The 24,879-nt window shown below is 42.8% G+C and carries 31 protein-coding genes; 27 read left to right on the top strand and 4 right to left on the bottom strand.

The genetic code is table 11. The annotated features are described in order from the left end of the window. Positions 1-11: 11 nt before the first annotated feature. Positions 12-329, top strand: coding sequence for a thioredoxin (gene trxA / locus CES82_RS09365; RefSeq protein ID WP_098825691.1), 318 nt, complete (start codon positions 12-14; stop codon positions 327-329). Positions 330-410: 81 nt separating this feature from the next. On the opposite strand, the gene CES82_RS09360 is transcribed toward trxA, so the two are convergent. Further along, complete coding sequence (locus tag CES82_RS09360; RefSeq protein ID WP_098825689.1) at positions 411-896, bottom strand: DUF2507 domain-containing protein; 486 nt, start codon at positions 894-896, stop codon at positions 411-413. A 161-nt stretch (positions 897-1,057) separates the two neighbouring features. On the opposite strand from CES82_RS09360, the gene racE reads away from it, so the two are divergent. Genes racE through cbpB form a run of 4 tightly spaced genes read left to right on the top strand, consistent with a single transcriptional unit; the run spans position 1,058 to position 3,538 of the window. Continuing rightward, complete coding sequence (gene racE / locus CES82_RS09355) at positions 1,058-1,909, top strand: glutamate racemase (RefSeq protein ID WP_098825687.1); 852 nt, start codon at positions 1,058-1,060, stop codon at positions 1,907-1,909. Continuing rightward, positions 1,899-2,501 carry an XTP/dITP diphosphatase gene (locus tag CES82_RS09350; RefSeq protein ID WP_098825686.1) on the top strand — a complete coding sequence of 201 codons (603 nt, stop codon included), beginning with the start codon at positions 1,899-1,901 and terminating at the stop codon, positions 2,499-2,501. Before racE ends, CES82_RS09350 begins: the two co-directional genes overlap by 11 nt. 1 nt (position 2,502) lies before the next feature. After that, the gene (locus CES82_RS09345) at positions 2,503-3,021 is read left to right on the top strand and encodes a metallophosphoesterase (protein WP_098825684.1); all 519 of its coding nucleotides are present in this window, start codon (positions 2,503-2,505) and stop codon (positions 3,019-3,021) included. A 22-nt stretch (positions 3,022-3,043) separates the two neighbouring features. Next, the gene (cbpB, locus tag CES82_RS09340) at positions 3,044-3,538 is read left to right on the top strand and encodes a cyclic-di-AMP-binding protein CbpB (protein ID WP_098825682.1); all 495 of its coding nucleotides are present in this window, start codon (positions 3,044-3,046) and stop codon (positions 3,536-3,538) included. Between the two features lie 134 nt (positions 3,539-3,672). Here the strand turns inward: cbpB and CES82_RS09335 are convergent, their stop codons facing one another. Next, a complete protein-coding gene (locus CES82_RS09335) occupies positions 3,673-4,524 on the bottom strand; it encodes a mechanosensitive ion channel family protein (RefSeq protein ID WP_225364887.1) in 852 nt (283 codons plus the stop codon). Between the two features lie 142 nt (positions 4,525-4,666). Here CES82_RS09335 and CES82_RS09330 point away from each other — a divergent pair, with 142 nt between their 5' ends. Both CES82_RS09330 and CES82_RS09325 read left to right on the top strand, forming a co-directional pair. Next, positions 4,667-5,071: a DUF948 domain-containing protein gene (locus CES82_RS09330; protein ID WP_098825680.1), complete on the top strand. Its 405-nt coding sequence runs from the start codon at positions 4,667-4,669 to the stop codon at positions 5,069-5,071. 23 nt (positions 5,072-5,094) lie between these two features. Beyond that, complete coding sequence (locus tag CES82_RS09325; RefSeq protein ID WP_098825678.1) at positions 5,095-5,583, top strand: YtxH domain-containing protein; 489 nt, start codon at positions 5,095-5,097, stop codon at positions 5,581-5,583. Between the two features lie 88 nt (positions 5,584-5,671). On the opposite strand, the gene CES82_RS09320 is transcribed toward CES82_RS09325, so the two are convergent. Beyond that, positions 5,672-6,772 (bottom strand): M24 family metallopeptidase, encoded by a 1,101-nt coding sequence (locus CES82_RS09320; protein WP_098825676.1) that lies wholly within the window; start codon positions 6,770-6,772, stop codon positions 5,672-5,674. A gap of 464 nt (positions 6,773-7,236) precedes the next feature. Between CES82_RS09320 and ccpA the strand changes: the two genes are divergently transcribed. From ccpA to CES82_RS09235, 18 genes are all read left to right on the top strand, one after another. Then, positions 7,237-8,238 (top strand): catabolite control protein A, encoded by a 1,002-nt coding sequence (gene ccpA / locus CES82_RS09315; protein ID WP_098825674.1) that lies wholly within the window; start codon positions 7,237-7,239, stop codon positions 8,236-8,238. Positions 8,239-8,336: 98 nt separating this feature from the next. Further along, a complete protein-coding gene (locus CES82_RS09310; RefSeq protein WP_098825672.1) occupies positions 8,337-9,818 on the top strand; it encodes a CPBP family intramembrane glutamic endopeptidase in 1,482 nt (493 codons plus the stop codon). A gap of 107 nt (positions 9,819-9,925) precedes the next feature. Then, on the top strand, positions 9,926-10,660 hold the full coding sequence (locus CES82_RS09305) for a YebC/PmpR family DNA-binding transcriptional regulator (protein ID WP_098825670.1): 735 nt from the start codon (positions 9,926-9,928) through the stop codon (positions 10,658-10,660). Between the two features lie 106 nt (positions 10,661-10,766). Further along, a complete protein-coding gene (gene comGA / locus CES82_RS09300; RefSeq protein ID WP_098825668.1) occupies positions 10,767-11,738 on the top strand; it encodes a competence type IV pilus ATPase ComGA in 972 nt (323 codons plus the stop codon). Continuing rightward, positions 11,680-12,714: a type II secretion system F family protein gene (locus CES82_RS09295; protein ID WP_098825666.1), complete on the top strand. Its 1,035-nt coding sequence runs from the start codon at positions 11,680-11,682 to the stop codon at positions 12,712-12,714. Before comGA ends, CES82_RS09295 begins: the two co-directional genes overlap by 59 nt. Beyond that, the gene (gene comGC / locus CES82_RS09290; protein WP_098825664.1) at positions 12,714-13,019 is read left to right on the top strand and encodes a competence type IV pilus major pilin ComGC; all 306 of its coding nucleotides are present in this window, start codon (positions 12,714-12,716) and stop codon (positions 13,017-13,019) included. The genes CES82_RS09295 and comGC overlap by 1 nt, the downstream gene beginning before the upstream one ends. Then, on the top strand, positions 12,991-13,437 hold the full coding sequence (locus CES82_RS09285) for a type II secretion system protein (RefSeq protein WP_098825662.1): 447 nt from the start codon (positions 12,991-12,993) through the stop codon (positions 13,435-13,437). Before comGC ends, CES82_RS09285 begins: the two co-directional genes overlap by 29 nt. Beyond that, a complete protein-coding gene (locus tag CES82_RS09280; protein ID WP_098825660.1) occupies positions 13,415-13,618 on the top strand; it encodes a hypothetical protein in 204 nt (67 codons plus the stop codon). The genes CES82_RS09285 and CES82_RS09280 overlap by 23 nt, the downstream gene beginning before the upstream one ends. Continuing rightward, on the top strand, positions 13,615-14,037 hold the full coding sequence (locus CES82_RS09275; protein ID WP_098825658.1) for a prepilin-type N-terminal cleavage/methylation domain-containing protein: 423 nt from the start codon (positions 13,615-13,617) through the stop codon (positions 14,035-14,037). The genes CES82_RS09280 and CES82_RS09275 overlap by 4 nt, the downstream gene beginning before the upstream one ends. Then, complete coding sequence (locus CES82_RS12505; protein WP_180245717.1) at positions 14,027-14,185, top strand: hypothetical protein; 159 nt, start codon at positions 14,027-14,029, stop codon at positions 14,183-14,185. Before CES82_RS09275 ends, CES82_RS12505 begins: the two co-directional genes overlap by 11 nt. A 94-nt stretch (positions 14,186-14,279) precedes the next feature. Further along, positions 14,280-15,302, top strand: a complete 1,023-nt coding sequence (locus tag CES82_RS09270; RefSeq protein ID WP_225364886.1) for a class I SAM-dependent methyltransferase — start codon at positions 14,280-14,282, stop codon at positions 15,300-15,302. A gap of 17 nt (positions 15,303-15,319) precedes the next feature. Next, positions 15,320-16,510 (top strand): acetate kinase, encoded by a 1,191-nt coding sequence (locus tag CES82_RS09265; protein ID WP_098825656.1) that lies wholly within the window; start codon positions 15,320-15,322, stop codon positions 16,508-16,510. 278 nt (positions 16,511-16,788) lie between these two features. Then, positions 16,789-18,177 (top strand): amino acid permease, encoded by a 1,389-nt coding sequence (locus tag CES82_RS09260; protein WP_098825654.1) that lies wholly within the window; start codon positions 16,789-16,791, stop codon positions 18,175-18,177. 142 nt (positions 18,178-18,319) lie between these two features. Then, positions 18,320-18,952: a metallophosphoesterase gene (locus CES82_RS09255; protein ID WP_225364885.1), complete on the top strand. Its 633-nt coding sequence runs from the start codon at positions 18,320-18,322 to the stop codon at positions 18,950-18,952. A 20-nt stretch (positions 18,953-18,972) separates the two neighbouring features. Beyond that, entirely contained in the window at positions 18,973-20,373 is a 1,401-nt protein-coding gene (locus CES82_RS09250) for a bifunctional metallophosphatase/5'-nucleotidase (protein WP_098825652.1), read from the top strand. Beyond that, positions 20,366-21,088, top strand: a complete 723-nt coding sequence (locus CES82_RS09245) for a YutD family protein (RefSeq protein WP_180245716.1) — start codon at positions 20,366-20,368, stop codon at positions 21,086-21,088. Before CES82_RS09250 ends, CES82_RS09245 begins: the two co-directional genes overlap by 8 nt. A gap of 6 nt (positions 21,089-21,094) precedes the next feature. Further along, positions 21,095-21,880, top strand: coding sequence for a TIGR01457 family HAD-type hydrolase (locus CES82_RS09240; protein WP_098825648.1), 786 nt, complete (start codon positions 21,095-21,097; stop codon positions 21,878-21,880). Further along, positions 21,873-22,508 carry a TIGR01906 family membrane protein gene (locus CES82_RS09235; RefSeq protein WP_098825646.1) on the top strand — a complete coding sequence of 212 codons (636 nt, stop codon included), beginning with the start codon at positions 21,873-21,875 and terminating at the stop codon, positions 22,506-22,508. Before CES82_RS09240 ends, CES82_RS09235 begins: the two co-directional genes overlap by 8 nt. Positions 22,509-22,553: 45 nt before the next feature. Here the strand turns inward: CES82_RS09235 and CES82_RS09230 are convergent, their stop codons facing one another. After that, on the bottom strand, positions 22,554-23,201 hold the full coding sequence (locus CES82_RS09230; protein ID WP_098825644.1) for a VTT domain-containing protein: 648 nt from the start codon (positions 23,199-23,201) through the stop codon (positions 22,554-22,556). A 297-nt stretch (positions 23,202-23,498) separates the two neighbouring features. Between CES82_RS09230 and CES82_RS09225 the strand changes: the two genes are divergently transcribed. Both CES82_RS09225 and CES82_RS09220 read left to right on the top strand, forming a co-directional pair. Beyond that, entirely contained in the window at positions 23,499-24,083 is a 585-nt protein-coding gene (locus CES82_RS09225) for a peptidylprolyl isomerase (RefSeq protein ID WP_098825642.1), read from the top strand. Between the two features lie 77 nt (positions 24,084-24,160). Next, on the top strand, positions 24,161-24,544 hold the full coding sequence (locus CES82_RS09220) for a CvfD/Ygs/GSP13 family RNA-binding post-transcriptional regulator (RefSeq protein WP_098825640.1): 384 nt from the start codon (positions 24,161-24,163) through the stop codon (positions 24,542-24,544). Positions 24,545-24,879: the final 335 nt, after the last annotated feature.

Raw genomic sequence — 24,879 nt, 5'->3', positions numbered from 1 at the left:
GGGATTGTTTTATGGCTGTTGCAGAAACGACTGATAAAACTTTTGAAGACGATACATCGAAGGGTGTTACACTTACTGATTTTTGGGCAACTTGGTGTGGTCCTTGCCGGATGCAATCACCCGTAGTTGAACAACTATCTAGTGAAATGGATGACGTAACATTCAACAAGATGGATGTTGATGCTAATCCAGATACACCACAAAAATTCGGTATTATGAGTATCCCAACCCTTCTTGTGAAAAAGGACGGTCAAGTAGTGGATACGATCGTTGGCTATCACAGCAAGGATCAATTAAAGCAATTACTGTCACAATACGTTGAAGCTTAAAGCGCAGTGAGGCATCAAAAAAATGGTTCCATTATCAGTTGGTATGCTGATAAGGGGACCATTTTTTTAGTTTCATACTTGTTAATCGATGATTTTCATTGCGTCTAATTCTTGCGGATCTGAAATCGCGTCTTTAGGATCTAAGTGAACGATCAGGCTGATGCCTTCAGCTCGCTTTGGCTTTTCACCCATTTCGGTTTCGGCGATGACGCCAACCATTTGTTGAGCAGTTTGTGCCAAAAAACCGGCTTCCAGTGAAAAAGTGGCATCTGGCTGTAAAGAAAGCCGGCTGGTAACGGGCTTTCCACTAAGTGTAAACTGCCATTCCTTAGCCGTTTGTTTTTGTAGCATCAGATCACCGAGTTCAGCTTGCTGGAAAAATAAAACGAGATCTTGGATACTTCCTAGGATGAACCTTCTTGCCAGCTGCTTGCCTTCCCAGTAAGCAATACTACCTGCATCGGCGCCCAATAGATCGTTTAAAACAACGTCTCGAAAGAGAGCTTTACCAAAAAGTGGGGTGCTTTCGGGATCTGAAAGATAATGTGCGTAAATCTGATTATTCATGAGGTGTTCTCCATTCACTTTTCTATTACGTTAAGATTACAATGGAATGTGCTTAAATTGCAAGATAATTAACGGAACTTAAAAAAAACTGAGATTTCTTGCTTCCGGTGTTAAAAAGGATAATAATGTAGTTTCAAGATATATTTGAAAGGGAGATTGTGATGACATCTCAACCGATTGGTTTTTTAGATTCCGGTGTTGGCGGTCTAACCGTTATTAAAGAAGCTCTCAAACAACTTCCAAACGAATCAATTGTCTTTTTAGGCGATCAGGCACGGTTACCTTATGGCCCTCGCCCAACTGAAGAAGTTGCCCACTTTGTTCAGCAAATTGCGGGCTTCTTATTAGACCAGCACATTAAGGCGCTGGTACTTGCTTGTAATACTGCTACCGCAGCAGCGTTACCGATTTTACAGGCTAAGCTATCGATTCCCGTAGTTGGCGTCATCGATTCTGGCAGTCAGACCGCAGTTAAGGTTTCAACTGGCCAGCACATTGGTGTGATTGCTACTGAGGGAACGATCAAGAGCCACGCTTATCAGAGCGCCATTAGTCACTTAGCCCCAAATGCTTCGATTGAGGGTCTAGCTTGTCCCGACTTCGTGACAGCGGTGGAAGCAGATAAGTATCATGATCCACAAACAAATCAGCTTGTTGCTGATCAATTACAGTATTTTAAAGCGCATCCAGTAGATACTTTGATTTTAGGGTGCACGCATTTTCCGTTACTTATCGACTCAATTCGTTCAGCGATGGGGGCAGATGTGACGTTAGTTGATTCTGGGATGGAGACGGTAGGCGTTGTCAAACAACTTTTGGCTGATGAAGGCCTGTTGAATACTAGCAGCCAGTCTGAGCGTCCTAAGTTTTATACTACGGGTGATGTTAACAGTTTCAGTGCCATTGCTAAGGACTGGTTACAACTATCTGAACTGAATGTTAGCCACGTTCCAGTTGAACAGCTGGAGGAATACGGCGATTTGAAACTAAAGGAGTCCAGTCATGAAGCCTAATACATTAGTGATTGCTACTCGTAATCAAGGTAAAGCACGGGAATTCTCCGAGATGCTTGCACCGAAGGGAATTACGATTAAAACCTTAGCGGATTATCCCGACGTGGGTGAGATTGCAGAAACCGGGGCTACTTTTGAAGAGAATGCCACCATCAAAGCCAAAGCTATTGCTGATCACACACAGTTGCCAGTTCTAGCTGATGATTCAGGACTAGAAGTGGCTGCTTTAAATGGCGAACCTGGGATATACTCAGCACGATATGCCGGTGATCACGATGATGCTGCTAACAATGCTAAATTATTGAATAACCTGAAGAACGTACCTGCTGATAAACGACAGGCAACTTTCCACACCACTTTAGTTTTGCTTAAGCCCAATGGTTTAAAGTTAGTAGTAGACGGTGAAGTACATGGTGAAATTTTAATTGCGTCTCGCGGTGAGAACGGCTTTGGCTATGATCCGTTGTTTTACGTTCCGTCAAAAGGAAAAACCATGGCAGAAATGAGTGACGCTGAAAAAAATGCCATCAGTCATCGAGGCCGGGCTACGCAAAAAATGATGATTCAGTTTGATGATTGGTGGGAGAAGTAGCATGAAACTGTTAGCTGTTAGTGATAATCATGGTGACCGGGAAATTCTGCAGACCATTTTTGAAGCTTATGGTCATCAAGTGGATGCTATTTTCCATTGCGGTGATTCGGAAATGACGCAGGATGATCCACTGTTCAAGGGTGTCCAGGTTGTTAAAGGCAATAACGATTTCGGTACGGATTTTCCCAATGAAGTTCAGCAGATGGTTGACGGCACAAAGATTTTTATGACGCATGGGCATTTATACGACGTTAGCATGAGTTTGACCAGATTAGATCTTAAAGCTCGCGAGATCGGCGCATCGGTAGTGCTGTTCGGGCATACTCATCGGTTAGCAGCTGAAATGTCGCAAGGGCGTCTCTATGTTAATCCCGGCAGTATTTCCCTGCCACGGGGTGAATATGCATCGATTGGCGGTACTTTTGCCATCATCGAGGTTTTGCCTGATCAAATGCGCGTTGATTTTTATGATCGTGAATTGAAGAAAGTTGCTCAGCTTCATCAGCAATTCCAACGCTAGAAAGGTAAAGTGAATTCCAAGAATGATTGATGAACCAATTAAAAAAATGATTATGGCTGACCATGATCATTTAATTATTCCAGCTAATCTCGTTGCCAATGTCATGGTAAAAAATGATTGTTACCACGCCTTTTTGGTGCTGACGAAGGTCGGTTACTCTAAAGTACCAGTTTTAGACAATGACCAGCACCTCTGCGGGTTAGTTTCGCTGTCAATGATTACGGAGCACATGCTGGACACGGATCACGTGGCGTCAGAAAACTTACGTCGACTGACAGTGGCCGACGTGATGCAAACTGATTTTCGTTCGATTGAGGATCCAACTGATTTAGAAGAGATTATGCATTTACTGATCGACGATAATTTTGTACCAGTAGTTTCAGATGAAAAAACCTTTACTGGCATTATTACCCGTCGTGAGCTATTGAAGCGGATGAATTATTTAGCCCATAATTTTTCCGAACAGTATGATGTTCAACCGTTACTGAAGTCGGTGGAAAATAATAGTGGCCGTTAAGATCATGCACGAGTTTACGCTATGAATTGTGCTTAATCATTATAGGTATACAAAAACAGTAGCGATGGATATCCCCTTAGTTTAGGGATATTCGTCGTTACTGTTTTTTGTGATTTGTCGAGTTAAATTGTTCATTACTTGGCATCGTTATGGTAAATTGTTGGCAGTTCAATATTGGCGTCATTGATGGCCTTTAAGTAAGCAGACAGCAGTTTGTGCTGAACGTCAAACTGTTCACCCGGCTGCGTAAAGGTGACAACTTGAATGACCACTTGACCGTTTGTTAAGGGCACCGTCCCCATATTTGTGGGTGCTTGAGTGATTGTTGGAAACTGTGCTGGTACGGTTTGGTTCACTTTTTCAATGATGTCGTTGATCTGGTCAATGGGCGAGTCAGGAAAAATGGGGATCTGCACCATGGCTCGCATCTCATGACGGGATTTATTGCTGACGATGGTAATATTACGGTTGGGAATGAAGTTTAAAGTACCGTCCGCACTGATGACTTGGGTAGTCCGGATACCAACGGCGGATACGGTACCTTCCACCGTACCAATTTTGACTGAATCACCAACGTTGATTTGGTCTTCCATCAAAATAAACGCACCGGTGACAATATCCGAAACAAAGCCCTGTGCGCCAAGACCTAAAGCTAGACTAAAGATACCAGCCCCGGCAATCAACGTACCAACGGGGACGCCCATGAATGATAGCAGCGCATAAATCCAAAAGAAAATAATCGTATATTGGAAAATGTTCATCACTAAGGTAAACATAGTATCTACACGGTTTGATGAACCTTCAACGAACTTGTTTTTTCGGTAACGTTTAAATAAATGCCGAATAATTTTTTTACCAATCCAGTCAACCAGCAGTAGTCCGATGGTGACAAGCAAAAGCTGAAAGACTGTTGTGGCAATCTGTTCGCCAATGTGCTGCCAGTTGAAGTGCTGGATGAAGCGGGTGAGGTTGCTGGTCAATATCATAACGATCGCTCCTTGAAATAGTTTCATCAATTAGTGTAACAGATTCGGCTCAAAAAAAGCAGTTGTTCCGGTGGGTTTATATTGCGTCGAAGTATTCGCAATGCTATTCTTAACCTAACAGTAAAAAGTAAGGAGGGGTACAGTGACAGCAGGACAAGTGGCAGGTTTGATTGCGGCCATCGCATTTTTAATTTTGGTATTATTTATCGGGACCTTCTTAATGAAGATGGTGCGAACCCTCAGTGAGGTCAACAAGAGTGTGAAAACGATGACTGAAGATTTGGACGTGATCAGTAAGCACGCTGAAGATATTTTAGCGAATGCCAATAGTTTATTGGATGATGTGAACCATAAAGTAGCAACAATTGATCCGGTGTTTAAAGCGGCTGCAGATTTGGGGACGAGTGTTTCTGAATTAAATTCAGCTACGCATGATTTAACGGGTAAAGTCAAGTCAACGGCTAAGAAGACCGCAACAACCAGTTTATTTGCTAAACTTGGTGAGTCGATTTTTAACGCTTATCGTGGCCGAAAAAATAAGGATTGATGATTGAAAGGAGTTTTTGACTTATGGGAAAGAAGTTTGGCTTTTTAGTTGGGTTAGCTGCTGGGGCTGCTGCAGCACACGTTGCCTACCATCGTTTGAGTGACGAGGATAAAGCAGAACTAAAAGCAGATTTGCAAGAAAAAATGGACGTTGCTAAAGATCGGGCTGTGGACTACGCTTTTTATGCCAGTGATGCTTGGGACGACTTTAAGGAAACTTTCTCTGATCAAACTCAGACTGTTAGTGATCGGGTAAAGGACGCTGCCAGCAGGTTTGCTGCCGATCCACAGCTAAAGCCAAAGACGGATTCAGATGAAGACTCAGATGATTCATTACGTGATGAATTGGCGGATGTTTCCACCTCTGCGGATGATGATTCGGATGATATTGTCTTAAACAGTGAAGATACCTTTGGCGGTGCTGATGTTGCTGATGAACCGACGACACCAGTAGATGACCAACAGAATGACGATAACGCCAAAGATAGTACTGATGATACTAACCAAGAGTAATTTAACAAATATGATTGATCAAAAAAGACAGCCTAACCATTAAATTGATGGTAGGCTGTCTTTTACTAGTTATTCAGTGATGTTTTCATTATTCACCAACATAGGTTAATTCTTTTGAGGTGTGCGTGAATGGCTCGCAACCATCTGCAGTGATATGGACACAATCCTCAATTCGAACGCCAGCCACACCAGGAATGTAAATACCGGGTTCAATTGAGAAGCACATGCCAGGCTGAAGGACCATGTCGTTACCCTCCATGATAGATGGGAATTCGTGTTCGCTCATCCCCATACCGTGGCCGAGACGATGAATGAAGTACTCGCCATAGCCGGCTTTAGTAATAATATCTCGGGCAACTTTATCTAGTTCAGCAGCTGTAATACCGGGCTTAGCAGCTGCCTGTGCAGTTAATTGTGCTTCTAGGCAGACTTGATAGATGTCAAGTTGTTTTGCGGTTGGTTTGCCGAGCGCAACGGTTCTGGATGCATCAGAAATGTAACCTTGCCAAATTGTGCCTAGATCGAACAAAATCAATTCATTGTTTTTAAACTTAGTGGCGTTAGTAGCCCCATGTGGTTCGGCTGCGTGTGCACCGGCTTGAACTAGGGTATCAAAACTCATTTGCATGATACCTTCTTTCATTAAGGCGTACTGTAATTCAGCTACGACCTGTTGTTCGGTGCGTCCTGCTTTAACAGCGGCAAAGCCCTTCTCAAAAGCAAAGTCGGCCCACTTGCCAGCAATCTTTAATTTTTCAATTTCATCAGCCGTTTTAATCACTCGCAACTGATTGATGAAAGGTGTCATATCCTGATTAAAATGGGCGTCGGGAAAGACTTGCTGCAGATGTTCAAGTCGGTCTACTGAAAGTTGCGTTTTTTCTAAAGCAATTTCAGTGGGGCGCGTCACACGCTTTTTCACGTTGTCTGCAATCATCTGCCAAGGATTTTCATGATCTAAGTAACCGTATACAGGAAATGAAAAACCGGTGTCTTTGATGGCTTCAACCTCTAAGGCAGGTGCAAACATAAAGGAATCCTGATCGGGAAACACGATCAGTGCCAGGACCCGTTCGATGGGGTCACTGTAAAAGCCGGTGAGGTACTGAATGGTTCTTGGATCACTGATATAGGTAAAATCAGCGTGATGCTGCTCAGTCCATTGTTGGACCTGTTGTAATTTTGACAAAGAAATCACCTCGAATTAGGATGCAATTATTATAGCATGTTTAGGAAACCATTCGGTGAAATCATTGTAGGGCATCAGTTATTGAACGGAAGTGGACGCTATTTACCCTGAAACACGCAAAAAAAGAAGAATGGTCTAGGTGACTAAATATTTTGCAAAACAGAATTATTCTAATCTAAGTCACGAAAATGGGTGATTCTTATTGATACATAAAATGGGTATGAAACCAGTTATAACAAGCACTTTCAGAAACTAATTGAGTAGTCAAGGTGTGATTGACTTGATTTTTGGTCATTGCTAGTAGAGTTAGAACTCCCACTATGGTCTTGAAAAGTCATTTAGAAGAGTGTATTATCGAGTTGAAAACGTTTTCAATTTGATTTCTGAAAATATATCTGATATATTTAACGAGTTACTGAAAATCAATGAAAACAAATTAAACCAATAAAGAAAGGGCTATCGCAATGGATAAACAGACCGTAACAATTTATGACGTCGCCCGTGAAGCCGATGTGTCGATGGCCACTGTATCAAGAGTGGTTAACGGGAATCCCAACGTCAAACCGGCGACTCGGAAAAAAGTCTTAGATGTAATTGAACGTTTGGATTATCGTCCGAACGCTGTAGCACGTGGATTAGCCAGTAAGAAGACCACGACTGTCGGTGTCATCATCCCGGATGTGACGAACATCTACTTTTCAGCACTGGCACGGGGAATTGATGATATTGCCATGATGTATAAATACAATATTATTTTAACCAATTCTGATGAAAATGGCCGTAAAGAAGTGCAGGTACTTAACACTTTAATGGCAAAACAAGTTGATGGCATTGTCTTTATGGGCAACGACATCAGCGATGAAGTTCGTAAAGAATTTGAACGCTCTAAAACGCCAATCGTCCTTGCAGGTTGTGTCGATGATCAGGATAAAATGCCGAGTGTTAACATCGACTATACAGCTGCCGTAGAGGAAGCCACTAAGAACCTGATCGATCATGGTAATGAACGGGTTGCTTTTGTTTCTGGTAGCTTAGATTACCCAATTAACCGGGACTATCGGCTGAAAGGTTACAAGCAGGCGCTGAAAAAAGCGGGCTTACGGTATGATGAGAAACTGGTTTTTGAAACCGATTATTCTTATAAAGCCGGCCAACTATTGCAACCAGCACTGCAATCAGTTAACGCAACGGCTGCAGTCATTGGTGACGATGAATTAGCTGCTGGTGTGATGAATGGTGTGACGGACGCGGGCTTGAACGTTCCTGAAGACTTTGAGATTATCACGAGTAACGATACTAAGCTAACCGAAATGGTTCGGCCAAAGATGTCGTCAATTACTCAACCGCTGTATGATATTGGGGCCGTTGCTATGCGGTTACTGACTAAATTGATGAATAACGAACCAGTGGAAAATAAGACTGTCTTATTGCCATATGGCTTAATGAAACGCGCATCAACTCACTAGTCATTGGTGGATGCTGAATAGGCAGGCTTGACACGATCTTCTAAATGAAGGTAGCGTAGGCCTGCTTATTTTTGTCAAATTTACTGGAGGGGTGACATATGAAGCGAGGAGCAGCGCTATTATCGGTCGAGTCAGTTTTGGCAACGATTGTCATTTTGACGCTGACGTCAATCGTTGCGCGACTGATATCAGCAGGATTGCCGGTAATTTCTCAAATGGGGACACAGGTAATTACTGAAGTACTGGCTCTAGGTTGCTGGTGGGGACTCAACCACTGGTATCCCAAGGCTAAGGTTAGCTGGTGGCGTAGCAGCGAACATCATCAATGGCTGCTAGTTTTACCCGTAATCGTTGTTTTATTGGGGGATTCAACGCTGAATCCGCAATTTCAATTTACGTTGGGCTACGTTATCATGGCTGTTTTTGTAGGGCTGTCAGTTGGTCTGTTTGAAGAGTACGTTTTTCGAGGTATTTTAGTCACTACGCTGCGCCAGCGCTACCACGTGGGACCGTTAATGACCGTCTTTTTAAGTGGTCTGATGTTTAGTTTGGTTCATTTGGTTAATGCCACTGGCGGCAGTTTAACCATGACACTGGTCCAAATGCTTGAAGCCATTGGACTGGGCTCGTTTTTTGCGGCGGTTTACTTAGTGACAGGCAGCCTTTGGTTACCAATTATTGCGCATGGCATAATTGATGGGTTTGATGCGTTGGCCTTTGGTACGTTAAGCAACACTGCAGGAATGAGTATTTGGACCAGTCTGGTGTACACGGTGGTTTTCGGTGTGGCAGCATACTGGTTGCTTAATACGAAACGGTTTAACGTTGTCATTTCAACCAATGGTCATTCCAACTTAGACTTTAAGCGCCGGCCAACTGAAACACGCCCAGCAATTCAGCGGCAGTCTATTTCAAGCGTTAAAACCCTAGTTGCAATTGCCATTCCGTTAGCAGAACTCGGATTGGGTGCAGTTGTCGCGGATAACGTTACTAATAAATGGGTACGAGTTATTTTAGTCGATGTCATCTTCTTCGCGGGCCTGTGCCTTGCTGTGTATTTATACCGTGACGTATTAGTCAGTCATTGGCAGCGATTTAAGACTCACGTAGGGATGGGGCTACTCGTTGCAATTGGTGGTGTTTTGCTGGCTTACCTTGTTTTGGCGGCTGTTCGGCAAACGTTACAATATATGGGTGTTGCTAGTTCTGGCGCTATGAACGTTTTGAGTATTCAATCGGCTGGAATGGCACTGGTGGCTAGTTTGACCACGCTGATGGCACCATTTGCGGAAGAGATTGTTTTTCGCCATGCGCTGTTTTATCAGTGGCGTGGGCGTGGCGTATTGACTTGGCTGATGCTGATCGTTTCTTCCGTTGCATTTGGTCTGGTGCACTGGAATAATTTTCATGGTCAGCTGATTCAAATGATTCCGTACATGTGTGTTGGCGCTTTGTTTGGTTTGATTTATTATTTTTCAAGAAATATTTGGCAAGTCATTTTGACCCATTTCTTATTTGATATTATTCAGGTGATTGCCGTTGTTGCAATGTTTATTGTAGCAATCGTTCAACGGGGATAGAAAACTTTACCGGTTTCATTGCAGACAGGTTGTATTGAAATTCACCGCGTGATATTATAATAAGGTCTGTGTAAACGAATATATTATAAGAAAAGAGGAGTCGTGAAATGTCAGGACATTCAAAATGGCATAACATCCAAGGACGTAAAAACGCCCAAGATGCTAAGCGTGGAAAAATTTTCCAAAAAATCTCACGTGACTTATATCAAGCCGCTAAAGCAGGTGATCCTGATCCAGCAAACAACCCTCAACTTCGTTTGGTGATGGATAAGGCTCGTGCTGCTAACATGCCTAAGGATAACGTTCAACGTGCTATCGATAAGGCATCTGGTGTTGGCGGTGCCAAGTTCGAAGAAATCACTTATGAAGGCTACGGTCCTGGTGGGACTGCTATCATGGTGGCCGCTTTGACCGATAACAAGAACCGAACTGCCGCCGCTGTTCGTTCCGCCTTTACACATCATGGTGGAGCCTTAGGTGCTGCTGGTTCAGTTTCTTATATGTTTGATCGTAAGGGCTACATCGTTATCTTACGTGATGGCCTAGATGCCGATGAAGATACGGTTTTGATGGATGCACTTGACGCTGGTGCGGATGACATGAAGACCAGCGATGATCAATTTGAAATCTTCACAGATCCATCGAGTTTGACTGCAGCTCGTGATGCCCTGCAGGAAAAGTACAACTTGGATACTGCAGAAGTTCGGATGTTCCCAGAGAACACTACTGAAGTTCCTGAAGATAAAGTTTCTCAATACCAAGGTTTAATTGATGAACTTGAAGCAAACGATGATGTTTCTGATGTTTATGAAGCAGCTACGTTGCCTGAAGGCGTTGAATAATTAAACTGCTTAAAAAGTCGTTCCTGTAAAAGGGACGGCTTTTTTTGTTCTCTCACCAAACTACTGTTATGCAATCAGCGTAGTTAGGCACAGGAGGATAAAAGCAATGATAGAACAATTAGGCCAAACGCTGTTGAGCGCTGCAGTTGCATCCGGTAGTTCAGATCTCTACATTCAACCCGTTCATGATACTTATAAGGTGTTTGAACATCAGGGTAATGGGTTGTCGTTGGTCAGAGAATTAACAATTAATGAGGGTCAGCAATTGATTGCTCACTTTAAGTACCGAGCAAACATGGCAATCACTGAAACTAGGCGACCGCAGTTAGGAGCATTAACCCTGACGGTAGCTGGTCAAACGGTTCATTTAAGATTATCCAGTGTCGGTAATTTTATCAATCAAGAGTCACTTGTGATTCGGCTGTTACTTCCTCTGGAAGAGCAGCGCTTAGCCTACTTAATGCCAGAACAGTTGGCAACCTTACACGAATGGAGTTTGTTGCGGGGATTGCTACTATTTGCTGGTCCCACAGGTTCAGGGAAAACCAGTACGATCTACCATTTAGCCAAAAAGTTGAGTGAATCACTGTCTGTGCTTTCAGTTGAAGATCCCACTGAAATCGTCGCACCGGATTTCTTGCAGTTACAGGTAAATCCGGCAGCCGATATGAGTTATCAGGCCTTGATCAAAGTGGCGTTAAGACACCGACCAGAGGTATTGATCATCGGCGAGATTCGGGATCATGAAACGGCTCAAGCTGCGATTGACGCTGCATTAAGCGGTCACCTAGTGTTAAGCAGCGTCCATGCCCAGACAGCCAAGGGCATCGTTACGCGTTTGAGACAGTTAGGAATCGATTCAGCGGCCATTACTCAGGCAGTGGTGGGTGTGGCTTATCAACGGCTATTACCGACTAATACTGGTGAAATGAGCGCGCTACTTGATCTCGCTAGTGGCCCAGTAGATAAATGGGAGCAAACCACCGCAATGACACCTCAGTGGGAGGAGAATCTAAGACATGCAAGAGATAACGACCAAATTTCCACAGCAGTCTATCGACGATTTAAAGCAGGTTAAACCTTGGTCAATCAGTACTCAGGCCAAAATTTTTCAAACAATCAGTGACCTATTACGGGTGGGCTTTTCTGTTAGACACGCAATTCGGTTTTGTGAAGTCTTGTATAAACCGCAAATGGCCGATTTACGTTGGATCAACGAACACCTCCATGCCGGCTATACCGTGAGTCAAACCTTTGAACCCTTCGTGGATGATCAAATCGGGTTGCAGTTGCGTCTGGCGGAAGAACATGGTCAGTTAACACGGAGTTTGGGGCAGGTAAGTCGTTTACTGCAGACAGCTCATCAGCGTCATCAAAAAATTAAACGGTTGCTGCAGTACCCACTGATCTTGGCAGTCGTATTAGTGATCATCATCACCGGGATGAAGTTAGTTATCCTACCTCAAATTGAGGCGCTAGCAGCTTCTGATCAGGCGCATCCGACAAACTGGTGGTGGGGTATTGTGATCTTGCCGGTGATACTGCTTCTTTTCTGTGCATACCAAGCAATCAAACAACAGCCCATCTTAAAACGGGTGGAACAAACCGCCCGGCTACCAATCCTTGGACCAATTGTTAAAGGCTATTATGGGTATTATTTTCTGGCAACTCTGACGATTATGTTTCAGGGTGGACTGGGATTTCAAGAGATTTTACTGACACTTCGTAAAGCTAAGACGACGACGCTTTTATATCAGCTAGGCGGTAAATTAGAAACTGCGCTAGCTGCTGGTTTACCACTTTCTGAAGTCTTAATGCAATTTCATTTCTTACCAAACGAACTGCAGTTACTATTTCAAAGCGGTAAACCACAGGCAGAGTTGGTTAAAGAACTCACCGCACTGACCGAACTTTATTATCAGCGGCTTACTAATCGTTTAGAAGTCATGATGACCTGGATTCAGCCATTATCATTTATTTTGATTGGCGGAGTTATCATTGGTGCTTATGCCAGCTTATTCTTGCCCATGTACCATACCATTGGAGGACTATAATGCAGCGAAAAAAGAAGGGCTTTACTTTAATTGAAATGACAATCGTACTTTTTATCATAGGCCTGCTTATCTTAATCATCGTTCCTAATATTAGCCACCAAAAGAACCGGGCGAACACGGTTCACACTGGCGCAATGACGACTGTGGTTCAGACCCAATTGGACACCTATCTAGACACAACCGAAAAGAAGACAGCGAGCTTGGATGAGTTGCAAAAAGCTGGTTACCTAACCGATAAGCAAGTTAAAATCGCGGTTAAAGAGGGGATCAAAATCAATGGCGACGAAGTTAAAGCCGGTTCGTGAAGGGTTCACAATGATTGAGATGCTGATAACCTTACTAATTGTGAGCAGTATTTTGGTCCTCGTTATGGTTGGTAGCCAGCGATTTTCCCGGTCGTCATTGCAAACCGAGCGCGCGTTCTGGGAAAGCTTTGATGGTTATTGGAAGCAGGCGCTTTATGAGGCTCAATACCATGGTCGTAGCACTGATATTAGTATTGAAAAGGGGTCACCAATCGTTTTTCGAACGGCACAAAAAGAGAAATCGTTGGCACTACCGAGAAGCATACATCCGGACCAGTCTGAAAAGTTATCGATTCGTTCTGACGGGACCACTTCACCACGAACGGTCATCTTTAAATCGGATATTGATCAGCGGATTTACCGGCTAGTGATTCAAATGGGTTGGGGGGTCTATCATGTTGATCGCGAAAAAGCATAAGCGGGCGTTTGTCCTGAGTGATGCTTTAATGGGATTAGTATTGATTAGTGCTGGGTTGATTCTTTACGTTCAGGCTCAAACAACCATGGAAAACCAATTGGAGCAGCGGCAGGAGCGTGTTCAACAGTTGCGACATCAATATGAGGCTCAGTTAAAGCAAGAAAAACGGGTGATGAAATGAAAGCTGGCTTTACATTGATTGAAACGCTAATCGCATTGGTAGTAACGGCATTAGCCCTATTAAGCTTGCAATTCGGCTTTCAAATGTTAGCAGTGCGTTCTCAGCAAAAACATGATGAGCAATTGGCTTGGTACCATATGCTGGGAGAATTGGAAGGCAATCAGTACCGGTTTACTTTAGACAAGGTTAATTCGTATGAAGCACATCTTGAACCTCATACGAATAAGGAACGCGCTTATTTGTTGAGGGGGCATGATGACAATCTTATCTTGACGACGGATAAGGGGGGATATATGCCACTTTTCACAGGGATGACCGATTATCAGCTCGGGGTCGACCATCGTCACTTAAAAATCGAGGTCAATACCAAATTGCAACATTTTTCGGCAACCACTGCCATTGGAGAACATGATGAATAGTCGCCAGGGATTCGTTACCATTCTTGCTTTGCTGTTTTTAATTTTTTTGAGTGGTATTTTACTCTTCCAGTTACAAGGTTATCAGCATCAAGCGGAAGCCTATCATATTTTAATTCAGTATTATGAACAGCAATTACGAGCTAAATAACTGAAGACGCAGTTAAATTTCTTCTGTTCGCTTGAATTAACGGACGAATATTTGTAAACTTATATTTGTGCGGAAAAACCAATAGGACAGGAGGTTGACAATTCTGGCTATTAAAGAAACAGAGGCGTTTTTTAAAGTGCTCGATGAATCGAGTGAGTTACTGAAAGATGCGCTCTCGACGTCGTATTTAGACGCCTTTATTGAATCTGGTGATAATCTGATTGACGGACACGTTCAGGTCGAAGACGGTCGACCGGACGATAAGGTTGTGCAGCAGCTTCAGGGTCTTTATGACTCTGTTGATCGCGGTCAACTGAATCCAGAAACGGTACGTCAGGGCATTCAGTTATCAATGTTGAAGGCCATGCGTGAAGATGACATTCAGGGTAATCATCAAATGACCCCTGATAGTATCGGGATGGTCATGGGTTATTTAGTCATTCGGCTGGTTGAAAAGCAAAACCAACTGACGATCCTTGATCCAGCCGTTGGCACCGCCAATTTATTGACGACGATTATTAATCAGTTGAAAGATGCGACCCATGAAAAGGTTGCCGCAATTGGAATCGACAACGACGAATCACTACTGTCAGTGGCCGATATTAGTACGACTTTACAGCATGCTTCAGTGACGTTGATGCACCAAGACGCACTGGGCGAATTGCAGATTCCAGAGGCTGATTTGGTCGTGTCTGATTTGCCGATTGGTTATTATCCACTCGATGAAAAGGTAACAAATTTTAAGACACATGCCCAGTCAGGCCATTCCTTCGTCCATCATCTACTGTTGGAACAAGCAATGCGCTATGTAAAGCCGGGTGGCTATGGTGTCTTTTTAGTTCCGAGTCAGTTGTTTTCAACCACAGAATCTAAGGGTCTTTTATCGTGGCTTCAAGATGCTGCTTATCTGCAAGGATTGTTGGCCTTGCCAAAGGATCTCTTTACTGCTCAGCAATCAGCAAAATCAATTATGCTGTTGCAGCGGCATGGTAAGGATGTCAAGCAAGCTGATAAGGTAATGATCGGCGAATTTCCGTCATTTAAAGATCAAACCGCATTTTCAAAGTTCATTGCAGAAATGGTTGATTGGGAACTTAATGATTTACTAAAGCGTTAACATAAGGAGATTATCACATGGGAAAAACACTTGCCGTCAATGCAGGAAGCTCAACATTAAAGTTTAAATTATTCGAAGTACCATCAGAAAAGGTCATCACCAGTGGTGTGATTGAACGAATCGGTTTGAAGGATTCAATCGTTACCATCAAATACGGTGATGGGAAGAAGTTTGAAAACGTCCAAGACGTTGATGATCACGAACAAGCTATCAACTTGATGCTTGATAAATTGATCGAATTAAAGATCATTGCTAACTATAACGAAATTACCGGTGTTGGTCACCGGGTCGTTGCTGGTGGTGAATTCTTCACGGATTCAGTCTTAGTGGACGATGACGTTTTGAAGAAGATTGAAGATCTAGCTGAATACGCACCATTGCACAACCCATCTGAAGCTATGGGTATTCGGGCATTCAGAAAGATTTTACCAGATGTTCCTAACGTGGCGGTATTTGATACATCATTCCATACCACGATGCCAAAGACTAACTACATGTACGCGATTCCTTACGAATACTACGAAAAGTATGGTGCTCGTAAGTACGGCGCCCATGGGACTAGTCACCGTTACGTTGCCAGCCGCGCTGCTGACATGTTAGGTAAGCCTCTAGAAGACTTGAAGTTGATCACCTTGCATATTGGTGCTGGTGCTTCGATTACAGCTGTTAAGAACGGCAAGTCTTTTGATACTTCTATGGGCTTCACGCCTTTAGCTGGTATCATGATGGCTACTCGTTCAGGAGATATTGATGTTTCATTGGTAACCTTCTTAATGGAGAAATTAAACATTAAGGATCCTAACGACATGATCAACATCTTGAACAAAAAGTCAGGTTTACTGGGTGTTTCAGAATACTCAGCTGACATGCGTGACTTGGAAAAGGTTCAGGATCACAACGACAAAGCTCACTTAGCTCGTGACATGTACATCAACCGGATCGTTCGTTACATTGGTCAATACATCGCTGAGATGAACGGTGTTGATGCTATTGTCTTTACGGCCGGTGTTGGTGAAAACGATATTCCAATTCGCCAAGAAGTTGCGGATAAATTAAGCTACTTTGGCATTGCAGTTGATCCTGAAAAGAATCATATTCGCGGTGTTGAACGTGATTTATCAACAGCGGATGCAACGGTTAAGACGTTGTTGATTCCTACTGATGAGGAATTGATGATCGTTCGTGACGTTGAACGTTTAACTAAATAAAGCTCATTGATTTTGCAAAAAAGGACTCGATTTATTTGAATCGAGTCCTTTTTGTCGCATTGAAAAATCAAGATGTTTCACTTTTCTTCAACCATAAGTCATAAACGTGCATTTTGTTCACCTATAAGTGAAGAAACATCATCAAGGCGATAATAAGGATAATACCGCGAATACGTGGGGTAATAATTGCCATAATTCTGGTTTTTGAGTTGATTCGTCAACAAACCAATACTTTTCACGTGTATAATGAACTTCTATGAAGGAGTGATGAGAGTATTATGGCAAAAACACAACCCGTCAAACAGCAGTCAAGAGGTTTAAAAAATCGTCACGTTCAAATGATTGCTTTGGGCGGTACGATTGGTACTGGGCTATTTCTAGGTGCCGGACAATCAATTCATTTAACAGGACCTTCAATTTTATTGGCGTATTTAATTGCCGGTATCGCGTGCTTTTTACTCATGCGAGCACTTGGTGAGCTTTTATTAACTGATTTAAGTGCCCATTCTTTCATTGATTTTATTAGAAAATATCTTGGTGAACGCTGGAGCTTTATCGCCGGTTGGACTTATTGGGTCTGTTGGTTGAGCATTGCCATGGCTGACTTAACTGCATCAGGGCTATACATGAAATTTTGGTTTCCACACTTGCCGCAGTGGGTGACCGGTTTAACGTTTTTACTGATCCTAGTTTTGATTAATGCCGTCACCGTGGAAGCTTTTGGAGAAACTGAATTTTGGTTTGCAATCGTGAAGGTGGCAGCGATTATTGCGTTGATTGCAGTTGGCGTTGTTTTAGTGGTGATTCAATTTAAAACACCTGTAGGCCATGCTTCAGTGATGAATTTAGCGCGTGGCAGTTTCTTTGCCCACGGTGCGAAAGGGTTCTTCCTATCATTTCAGATGGTTTTATTTGGTTTTATTGGTATTGAAATGGTTGGGATGACCGCATCTGAAACTAATGATCCGAAAATTATTATTCCTAAAGCGATTAATGAAATTCCTATGCGAGTGATCTTGTTTTATTTAGGTTCCTTGATGGCCTTGATGTGTATTTATCCTTGGCACTATATTTCACCAAATCAGAGTCCCTTCGTGGAAGTTTTTGCGGCAATTGGAATCAAATCGGCGGCCGCAATTATTAACTTTGTGGTGCTAACTGCTGCGGCTTCAGCATGTAACAGTGCTTTGTTTACGACCGGACGAATGTTATTTTCACTTTCGTATGGTGGTAAAACCAAGTTGTCAAAACGGTTAACTAAACGGTCAAAAGCGCAAGTACCCGTTAACGCAATGCTCTTTTCGGCAGTAATCATTGCTGTTGTGGTATTACTGAACTTCTTTATTCCTGGTAAGGTATTCACCTTGATTTCCAGTATCGCCACGACTTGTTTCCTGTTCATCTGGGGTTCCATTATTCTAGCTCATATTAAATATAAGCGGGAAGCTACTGCTGGAAAGCAAAAAGAAGTCAGCTTTAAAATGCCGTTTGCACCGTATTCAGACTATTTCGTGTTGCTGTTTCTGATCATGGTTGCAGTCGTTCTAATGTTTAGGTTTGAAACATTGGTTGCTCTGATTGGCTCCGTGATTTGGCTCTTTGCCCTCTGGCTGTTTAAGAGTGGAATCAATCGAGCAGAAGCAGATAAGTCGCACCGTTTGAAATAGGTTTAAAACCGGGACTTGGAGTTCCGGTTTTTTTGTGGCTACGTTTCACATTTCAGCTGGCAGATTCAACTTAGTTACTTTCCTATCCGAGGGGTAACATGGTAGACTTAAAGCATGGTGTTTTTTTAAAATTAAAATCATTTTGAACAAAGAAGGGGTCAGCGTGCAACTGTATTTCACCGCAGATACGCATTTTTTTCATAAAGACTTACTCGGTAATTCAGATTTTGCGCCAAGGCCATTTAAATCGGTAGCAGAAATGAATCAGACGATTATTGATCATTGGAATGCTCGGGTAACACCGGAAGATACGGTGTATCACCTAGGCGATATCGCGTTGTACTTCATTCGACCAGAACGGGCAGCTGAGGCCGCTATTTTGGATGTTCTGAATCAGTTAAATGGCCATTTGGTGCTCATTAAAGGCAATCACGATAATCGTGCATTGTTTAAATATTTGGCTCAGCATAATTATACTTACGGTGGTAAACCTAAATTTGAATTTCACGATGTTGGCGCCATTATCAAAGTTAATCATCGGCAGTATTATATGACGCATTATCCGATGATGATGGGCATCGTTAAGCAGATCATTAATTTACACGGTCATATTCATCATTATTCAGTCAATATTAAAGAGGATATCAACGTTGGTGTTGATACCCCTGAAACGGATTACTTAAAGGAAAAGCCACCGTTTGGAACGCCATTTTCCATGGCTGAGATTGAAGAAATGGTCGCCGGTAAATATAACGATTTTCAGAAAAGAAGATAAGATTGGCAGAGGAGTGGGGTATGACTGAGAAAATTACAATTTTACACACTAACGACCTGCATTCGCACTTTGAAAATTGGCCTAAGATTCGTCGTTATTTACTTGAAGAACGGCAGCGCTACGAAGCAGCTGGCAATCAAGTACTGACTTTTGATATTGGTGATGCAATGGATCGCGCACATCCGTTAACGGAAGCGACTGATGGTCAGTTTAACGTTACCCTGATGAATCAGATTCATTATGATGGTGTGACAATTGGCAACAATGAAGGTTTAGGTAATTCTAAAGAACAACTGGTACATTTGTACGACCACGCCAATTTTGACATTATTTTGGGTAATTTACTGAACGCACCGAAGATTATGCAACCTAAGTGGGCGTTGCCCGGAAAAGTGATCAAGACAAAGGCGGGGACCAGAGTACTAGTATTAGGATTAACTGCTCCCTATACGCTGACATATCCTTTGCTGGGTTGGGAACCCATTTCGGTGGAGCGGATGCTGCCATATTTGCTGAAGCGATTTAAAGGCCAGTATGACTGCACCATTTTACTGTCACACCTTGGGCTGGATGTGGATCGTGCCATTGCTAAACGTTTTCCTGATATTGACGTGATTTTAGGTGCGCATACGCATCATTTACTGCCACACGGTGAGCATGATCAATCAGCTTTACTGGGAGCGGCTGGAAAATATGGTGAGTATGTTGGTACGATTCAGTTGGAATTGTCCAATCATCAGATTGTAAAGTCGTCGGCTTCAGTCGTGCAAACGGCTAATCTTCAGGCAGCCACAAGTGACCGACAAGAAATCGAAGGTTACGAAAATCACGGTGAACAACTGTTAGGCGCGCAGAAAGTGGCTGATTTACCGGTAAAGATGGAAAAGAATTGGCAGGGACATTCACGGCTGATCAGTGAAGGATTAGCTGCGTTGGAAGATTACGCGGGGACGGATGCTGCTATCTTAAATGGCGGCTTGTTCTTGCAAGACTTGCCTGCAGGAATTATTTCTCGAAATCATCTGCATCAGATGTTACCGCACGCTATGCACGTGATGAGGGTGACCTTAAGTGGGGATAACCTGTGGCGGCTGATCCAAGAAATGGAGAAGAATCGGCGTTTTTTGTTGCGTTTCCCAATTAAGGGAATGGGTTTTCGCGGTAAGGTGTTCGGTGCACTGAATTATTCCGGGATTACCTACAATGATCATGATGGTTCGGTTCTTTTTCGTGGTGAGCCGTTGTCACCGTTGCGCACTTATACCGTGGCCATGCCAGACCACTACCTCTTCATTCCGTTTTTCCCCACAATTTCAATTGTTGGGCAAAATGAAATTTTATATGGTAAGCTTTTAAGAACAGTTTATGGCGACTATCTCGCTAAACAATATCCGATTAGAAAGGAGGATGACCATGGATAAGAAATCAATGCAAACTTTAATTGATGACGCACGTGCCAGTAGAGAACCGGGTGGCGTTATCGTAGCTGTTGATGAAACGCATTACCAGATCAATGAGCACCCTTATGAGCTGGTAGTAAACTACCGCGATGCTTTTGACCGGGTTGAATTGAGTGACCGGTTTAACACGTATTTTTCTCGATACGATTATTTAGTTGGCGACTGGGGTTTTGGTCAGTTACGTTTACGCGGTTTTTATGATGATAAGCGAAACGTGGCTGGCGAGCTGAAGATTAGCGCGCTGCAAGATTATCTGGACGAAGCCTGCAATACAGGCTGCCCTTATTTTGTTATGCATAATGCCGATGCCAAGGTGGTAACACCTAAGCGCAGTTCTAAGCCTCGCGAAAGTAGCCATCGTTCGAATAGAAATCAGGCTAATAAGAACCAAACTAATAAAAATCAAACTAATAGTGGTAAACAGCAAAACCGCAATCGTAACGCTAACCGGGCAAAGAATGTACAGCAGACTGAAAATAAGTCTGAACGGCCAAACGCAACCCGACGACAACACACCAAGCGGCCAAGTCGATCAAATAATGGACAGCAAAAGGCCTATACGGTGGAAAAAGTTAAACCCATCAAGAAGACGCCTGTCAGTCAACGGCATGGCGCTATCAAGACGGTTGGACACAGTCAGCACCGCAAATTCACAATTCGAGAAAAAGAGGACTAGGGTTTCATGCAAAAACATTATGATGGTTACTTTATCGATCTCGACGGAACGGTTTACGCTGGTAAACGTCGAATTCCCGCCGCAAAGCGATTTGTTGAACGGTTACAAGCAGCGGATAAGGATTTTTTATTTGTGACTAATAACACCACCAAATTACCCGTTGACGTGGTCGACAATTTAGCAACTAATCACGATATTCATGTTCAGCCAGACAACGTCTATACGGCCGGTTTAGCCACTGCTGACTACGTTGCTGGAATTGCCAAAGCAGGGCAAAATAAGGTTTATATTATTGGCGAAATTGGGCTTATTCAGGCCTTTTTGGATAAGGGATTTGAGCTGAGCGAACGACAGCCGGATTTTGTGGTCGTGGGTCTAGACTCAGATGTGACTTACCATAAGTTTGAAATTGCAACGTTGGCCATTCGTGCTGGGGCTAAGTTTATTGGGACCAATCCGGATTCTAACATTCCAAACGAACGGGGAATGCTGCCTGGCGCAGGGTCGTTGGTTGAGATGGTAGCCTACACAACTCAGCAGCGACCGATTTATATTGGCAAGCCGGAAACGATTATCATGGCAAATGCTTTGAAAAAGATTGGCTTAAAAAAATCGCAGGTTGTGATGGTTGGTGATAACTACAAGACTGACATTACTGCGGGTATTCGCTTCGGTATGGATACGTTGTTGGTGTACACTGGCTTATCTACACGCGAGCAGGTAGCACAGCAAAAGATCGCACCCACGTACGAAATCAATAATTTAGATGAATGGTCGGTTGAGGATGCTTAAAACAAGATTAAAAGTGACACTTGAATGGATAGCCCTTTTTTTAGCGATTATTTCGCTGGTTATATTCTTGACGATCAATAGTGTGTGGCTTTATTGGCTGAACGTTAAATTAGGGCATCTATCAAAAATTGTTCAAGTATCCACGGGTCGAATTGTTCAAAATTATTTACAGTTACTGGGATATTTGCAGTTACCCTGGATTACCAGGCTGGATATGATGGACTTTCCAACTTCCCCTAGTGGATTGCAACATTTTATTGATGTTAAACACTTGTTTTTATTGAATAATGGCGTACTGATTGTGACCATATGGCCAGCAATTCACTTCTTACGGTCATTGTCCGTGAAGAAAATGCTCTGGAAGCTGATCCGGCCATTTCAGATAGCAGCTGTTGTACCAGTGTTAGCAGCACTGCTGATGTTGGTCAACTTTAACCAGTTTTTTATTGATTTTCACAAAGTGCTGTTCCGTAATTCTGATTGGTTATTTGATCCCCGGTTTGACCCGGTGATCCTCGTTTTACCTGAAAGCTTCTTTTCGCAGTGTTTCTTATTAGCGTTTGGCTTGTTTGAACTAATCATGCTGTGGGGGGTCTGGCGGGGTAGACGTAGCTTTCTAGGCAAATAAAAAAACTCTAGTGCGGTTTGATAACCGACTAGAGTTTTTTATTTGTTAATCTTTGCTGACTTGACCACGACTCTTAAGTAGGCCAACAAATGCTGGAATCATTGAAACGACGATGATGCCGATGACAACCAGCGAGAAGTGGGCTTTAACAAAATCGATATTACCGAAGAAGTAGCCACCACCGCAACATAACAGTACCCAGCAAATGCAGGCAGGAATGTTATAGCGTAAGAATGAACGGTATTTGTAGTCTGAGGTTGCAGCCACAAACGGGACAAAGGTACGGATGATTGGCATGAAGCGAGCTAAGAAGATAGCAATTTTACCATGTTTTTCAAAGAATTTTCTGGCTGAAGTTAAATTTTCTTCTTTAATGAATCGGCTGAAGAATGGGTGATGTGTAATTGCAATACCCGCGCGACGCCCAATAAAGAAGTTCGATGAATCACCACCGATGGAAGCCACTAGGAAGATGGCTGTGAATGCAACGATACTGAGATGGTAGTCAGGATTAGCTGCTAAGGCAGCAGCTGCGAAGAGGAGAGAATCACCAGGTAAGAATGGTAGAATTACAACTCCGGTTTCAACAAAGATAATGAGAAAAAGTATGCCATACGACCAGCCACCGAATGTGTTTACAATAGTGATCATGTGGCTGTCAATGTGGAGCACAAAATCAATCAATTGGCCCATAATTTAGAATGTTTCCTTTCACATGTAAGTTGCTGATATTGTATCAGAGAATTCGTGCTTGTAAAAGCCCATCTGACGGATTTAAGTGAATCATAACTTTAGATGTGCTTAATTAGGGCGCTTTGAACAACTTATTTAGGGTAGTTATCTGTAATAGTACTGGGATTGTGTTACAATTCCTTATGACTCAATAACCGGTTTAGACGGGAGCAAGCCCGATACTATCCAGTGTCTGAGGCTTGCTTTTCGTCTTATTTCATGGATAATAGATATGAAAGAAAACTTGGAGGTATAAATGTGAACTATCCACAGTTACAACCCGATAAGGCTGAAGGCCCCCGGGCAACCATCCATACGTCAATGGGTGATGTCGTGATTCAATTGTTCCCAGAGCAAGCACCTAAAGCAGTGGAAAATTTTGTGACACTTGCCAAGAAAAAATATTATGATGAAGTTATTTTCCACCGTGTAATTAACGATTTTATGGTTCAGGGCGGTGACCCAACAGGTACAGGTATGGGTGGCTCAAGCATTTGGGATGAACCGTTCGAAGATGAGTTTTCAAAGGAACTTTATAATCTTCGTGGCGCAGTTTCAATGGCTAACAGTGGTCCTAATACTAATGGCAGTCAGTTCTTTATTGTTCAGAATCAGCATATGTCTCAGCAGCTGACACAGCAGATGAAGGATGCTCATTTTCCAGAAGAGATCGTGACCGCTTACCAGAATGGCGGTACACCTTGGCTTGATTTTAGACATACTGTTTTTGGTCAGGTAGTCGATGGCATGGATGTCGTTGATCAAATGGCTACGGTGAAAACGGATGAGTCTGACAAACCTTTGGAAGATATCGTGATTGAATCTGTCTCCATCGAAGATTAGGCTGGACTGATAATAGGGCTTGGGGCAGGTTAGCCTCAAGCTTTTTGTATACTATATGTAGAAAAGAGGTTTTAGTAATGCGTATAGGTGATCACGTACATGGTACGGTTACTGGCATTCAACCCTATGGTGCGTTTGTTAATCTTGGCAATGATGTTCAAGGGTTGATTCATATTTCTGAATGCCATTATGGCTTTGTCAAAGATATCCATGATTACTTATCAGTTGGTGATGAGATTGATGTTGTTGTCTTAGATATTGATGAATTCACTGGCAAAATTTCGCTATCGTTGAGATGTTTGGAAGAAACTCAGGTGCCCCTTGCACCGGTAGCACCACAGAATGAGAATCGACACCGGCATTATTGGACAAGTCGTAATGTTCATGAGGGATTTAAGCCTATTCAAAAGAGAAGACAGGCATGGGCTCAGGAAGCTCTAAAAGAGTTTGTTGCAAAATAATTTGGATATTTTATTATTTGTGCTTGACCCTGTCGCCAATAGCTGGTATTATTTTACCTGTTGTTAAAGAACACATTATTAATTATTTGAATTTATATTCAGACATTTAATATTCAATCGTTCTAACATTCGGCAATTGGTATCATAATTGAGTCGTTGATGTGAATGAATAAAGATTCAAAAAATCGTTGACATTGATTTACAACTTGGTTATACTAATTAAGTCGAGTAAAGAAGTAGACCTTTGAAAACTGAACAAAGTTTTGTTTCACAAATGTGCAGGGTATATCAATTTCGGTTGATATCAAATGTAATTTGCGAAGTCAATTTCGCTA

This window comes from Secundilactobacillus silagincola (assembly GCF_002583405.1).
In the GTDB taxonomy this organism is placed as follows: domain Bacteria; phylum Bacillota; class Bacilli; order Lactobacillales; family Lactobacillaceae; genus Secundilactobacillus; species Secundilactobacillus silagincola.
The sequence above is the reverse complement of the archived record's forward strand: the minus strand, read 5'-3'. Positions and strand labels throughout refer to the sequence as shown.